Genomic DNA, 4,426 nt, shown 5'->3' with positions numbered 1-4,426 from the left:
ATTCTGATGGCTTCGATGGGAGTGAAGTGGTCGTCGTTCACCAGCAACTCCACCTCATGCTGATCTCCAAAGCCGGGAAGTGTGGCTCCGTTCCCGGTCGGATCAAGGCCGGCCATCAGAAATCCGCCTGCTTCGACAAACTTATGCTCCAGCGCTGTCGCGTTCTTATAGTTCTTCACCTGGCGCCGTGTGAGCTCGGTCTCAGGCGCGGTGCTGCGCCGATCGCGGCCATACAGATAGGCTTCGAGCGCCTGCGGCGTGAGTGTTGCCAGTGCCTTTGGCCGCAGCGCGGGCTTTCCAGGAAGTCCGGCTTCGAAGACCGGCAGCGTGCTTGTGATCGCTACGTGGTGGGCGACGAGTAGCTTGATCAGCTCCGCCGCCTCTGGGCTTTCAGGAGTCATCTTCGCAAGCGTGGCTGCACCTGTCTCCCGCGAACATGTGTCGAGCTTTTTCTCCGGATCGAGCTGGGTATTTACAAAGAAACCATGCTCCAGGTTGTCGATGCCGAGCTCCGCGGCCTCCGGGTAGCTGACTGAGCAGAGGTGTCCCGTAACCTTCAGGTGCAGCGCGTGTGCTGTTTCAATGGCCGCCTGCAGCTCGGCGCGCGTGATGTGCATATACGCCTTGAAGTTATTTGCGCCCTGACTCGCCCAGAACTTCACAAACTCTCTGGCATCTTCGGGGCCTGTGAGTGTGTGCATCTGCATGAAGATATCGCTCACTCCCTGCAGGTACGGTGCCGTCGGTTCCACATGAGGGCCGATCATGCGTCCGCTGTCGACCAGCTTGCGAAGATTGATATCCGCAAACGGTTCCACGGAGCCCGCTGTCCGGATGGTCGTAACACCATTTGCCAGGTACATGCGCGGCGCGGAGAAGGTCATCTGCGGCAGCAGTGTAGGCCCCTCCGATCCCTGTGCATCGGTGTTCGGACGCTGCAGGTAATAGATATGGTCGTGCATCCCCACCAGGCCCGGAAGCACGGTGTAGCCAGCCAGATCAAAGACCTCTGCATTCGCCGGAACACTCACCGATGTTCCGATGGTCGTGATCTTCGTCCCTTCGATCACAACGGTCTGGTCGTCTTTCACGGCTGCGCCGGTGCCATCGATCACGCGTACGTGCTGCAGCACCTTGGTCGCGGAGTTCTTCCCGTAGAGGTACCTCGATGCATCCACCGTCGTGGCTGGGCGCTGTGATAACGCGGGCAGAATCAGAAAGACAAACGATGCGGATGCTACGAACGTACGCATGAGGGAATAGCTCCGTGCTGTATAGGTGTTGCCACACTCTAACAAAAAATGGCGCTGTCATCCGTTCCGCATCCAGGAACGCATCTAGGAACGCATCCAAGGGAACATTCGATTGTTTTTCAGTGTTACGTAGAACTACGTAGCGTTAACACGATGTTTTTCCGTAATTAACCGAATTTCCAAAAAGCAATTGTTTCCGCACAATCAAAGTACCCAACGAAAAAAGAGGTTCTTCGATGAACTGGAAAAACTCCCTCAGGGGTGCTCTCCTTAGTGTCGCTGCAGGACTGTTGCTTACCCAGGCTATTGTGTCGCAAACGTCAACTACCGGAGCGATCCGTGGTACGGTGACTGATCCGACAGGTGCGGTGATTCCGAATGCCGCCGTGACCGTAACGTCGAACGCGACCTCGCAGGTTCGCGCGGTAAAGACCGACGGCGGTGGACAGTTTGCTGTCGGCCTGCTGCCGCCGGAGACCTATAGGGTCAGCATCACTGCGCCCGGGTTTAAGACACAAGTCGTTCCGCCCATTACCGTAATTGTGACGGAGACTGCTCGCGCCGACGCTCAGATGGTTGCCGGCAGTGAAGGGGAGACGGTAGAGGTCAGCACAACTCCCGCCCCGCTGCAGGTAGAGAATGCCACCCTGGGAACCGTCGTTGATGGCGCCACCATTCGCGAAGTCCCTCTTACCAATCGGAACTACACGCAGGTGTTGACGATGTCCGCTGGAGTGGCTGGAGATGTCAACAATGCCGCGACCCTGGGCAAGGGCACGCAGGATGTCTACGTGAACGGCGCCAGCAGCATCAGCAACAACTTCCATATGGACGGCGCCGATATCAACAACTTCGGCTCCGGCCGCGCCGGTGACTTCGTGCAGCAGGCCGGCATCGCCGTTCCGAACCCTGATTCGCTGCAGGAGTTCAAGATCCAGACGACGAACTACGATGCTGGTTTCGGCCGCGATGCCGGCGCGAACGTCGATGTCATTACCAAGTCGGGTAGCAACACCCTGCATGGATCGGCATGGGAGTTTCTCCGTAACGATGTGTTGAACGCGAACGACACCTTCCTGAAGATGAATGGCCAGAAGCGCGCCGTCATGAAGCAGAACCAGTTCGGTGGCACGCTGGGCGGGCCCATCCTGAAGGACAAGCTCTTTCTCTTCGGTTCCTACCAGGGAACACGGCAGGTGAACGGCCTCAGCGCGGGCTCGCTGGTTACCAATACACTCTTTCCGCTGACCAACGATCGTACTGCCGGAGCCATCGGTCGTGCCGCGTGTCCCAATGGAAATGCGCGGTGGCATCCGTTCAATGGCGGCAACTACAGCAATACGGGTTCGCAGACGGAAGTTGCCTGCGATGGCAGCAACATCAACCCAGTGGCCCTGAATCTGCTGAATCAGAAGATCGCAAACGGTACCTATCTGATTCCGACGCCGCAGCGCATGTCGACCGATGCCAACGGAAACCCGGTAGGCTTTTCCACCTTCAGCCTGCCATCCCACTACAGCGAAGATCAGTTCATGGTGAACACCGACTATGTCCTGTCGGAAAAGCACACCCTTGCAGAACGCTACTTCTACTCGAACCAGCCCCAGGACAAGCCCTTCAGTAGCACCTCGAATACTCCTGGCAACGGTGTGACGCCGAAGTTCAACAGCCAGGTCGCAGTCCTTAAACTGACCTCGGCGTTGAATGCGCACCTGCTCAACGAGGGGCTCGTCGGTTATGTCCGCAACACTGGCAATCTGCAGACGCAGGCGAACCTGCACTTCGACCAGATCGGCATGACGGCTCCCAGCGATCCAGCATATCCGCTGACGCCGATCATGTCCGTGACGGGATACTTCAGCCTCGGTGGCGTCAACAACGACGTCTCCATGTCGGCAGTCAACACCTTTGAGATCAGCGACCAGATCAACTGGACGCATGGGAAGCAGAGCATTCGCGCCGGTTTCCTGGGAGAGAAGAACCAGTTCAACTTTGACGATCCGAACAACAAGCGTGGCTCTCTGAGTTTCCAGACCTTTCAGGACTTCGCGCTCGGTCTCAGTGCGGCACAGAATCACAGCTCTTACAGCAATGTGAACTCCAGCAGCAGCCAGCAGGGCAGCTACTACAAGGGCTACCGCGGCACTAGCCTGGCGATGTTCCTGCAGGACGATATCAAGCTGGCATCGAACCTCACTGTCAACGCCGGCGTTCGCTGGGAGATCAACAGTGGTATCAGCACCAACAAAGGTGTGTTGACCAGCTTCTGGCCGTCTCTGGTGACACCCTTCCAGCCGGTTCCTGTGAGTGGAACCTACCAGGGCTTTGTCGTCCCGGCAAATTCTTCTGCCAATCCTCCAGCGGGAGTAAAGCGTCTTGGAAGTATGAGCCTGGGAGAGAACGACCTGCCGCTGCATAACTTCGGTCCGCGTGTCGGCTTTGCCTGGCAGCCGCTGGGCGCCAGCTCGTCTACCGTAGTTCGCGGCGGCTACGGAGTCTTCTACACGCTGCCGAATGCAAATTCGGTCCTGCAGACACTGGGCAATCAGCCTTTCGTTAGCTCCTCCGGAACCATCAGCGGAACGGCGAATGCTATTGCTACCTTCCAGACACCGTTCACGACAAAGCTGACGCCTGGAGCCTGGCGTCCCCTCATGCCATACTCGTCTACCAACACCAGTGGCATGCCGGTAACGGCGGTCGCCCAGAACATCGACTCACCCTTCGTGCAGCAGTACAACCTCGACGTACAGAAGGAGCTTCCGAAAAACCTGGTGGCCGAAGTCGGATATGTCGGTACACGTGGCACCCGCCTTGCCGAATCGCGCGCGATCAACCGTGCCTATCTTGCCAGCCCCAGTAACCCGATCAACGGAGTCACAACCAACTCGCTCGACTCGGCGAACATCGCTGCCCGCGTTCCGTATCAGGGCGTCGCTCCTGGAGGCTTGAACCGGATCGAGACCTATGGCACCTCGATGTATCACAGCCTGCAGACCACGCTCCGGCGTCAGGTCAGCAAAGGTGTGTATGTGCAGGCAGCCTATACCTGGAGCAAGGTCATGACGACTGTGACCGGCGGCGACGGCGATAACGGAGTCTTTTCGGGCGGCAGCGGCAACAGTAACGATCCTAACAATCGCTACGCGCGTTATGGTCTTGCGGGCTATGAC

General features: G+C 57.9%; 2 protein-coding genes. One reads left to right on the top strand and one right to left on the bottom strand.

Annotated elements, in window-relative coordinates; translation table 11 throughout:
- The coding region (locus tag AB4043_RS15980) for an amidohydrolase family protein (RefSeq protein WP_442307497.1) at positions 1-1,253 on the bottom strand (1,253 nt) is incomplete at its 3' end.
- Between the two features lie 236 nt (positions 1,254-1,489).
- On the opposite strand from AB4043_RS15980, the gene AB4043_RS15975 reads away from it, so the two are divergent.
- The coding region (locus tag AB4043_RS15975; protein ID WP_442307496.1) for a TonB-dependent receptor domain-containing protein at positions 1,490-4,426 on the top strand (2,937 nt) is incomplete at its 3' end.

This window comes from Terriglobus sp. YAF25 (genome assembly GCF_052113305.1).
Classification (GTDB): Bacteria; Acidobacteriota; Terriglobia; order Terriglobales; family Acidobacteriaceae; genus Terriglobus.
Note: the sequence above shows the minus strand (reverse complement) of the source record. Positions and strands in the feature narration are given on the sequence as shown.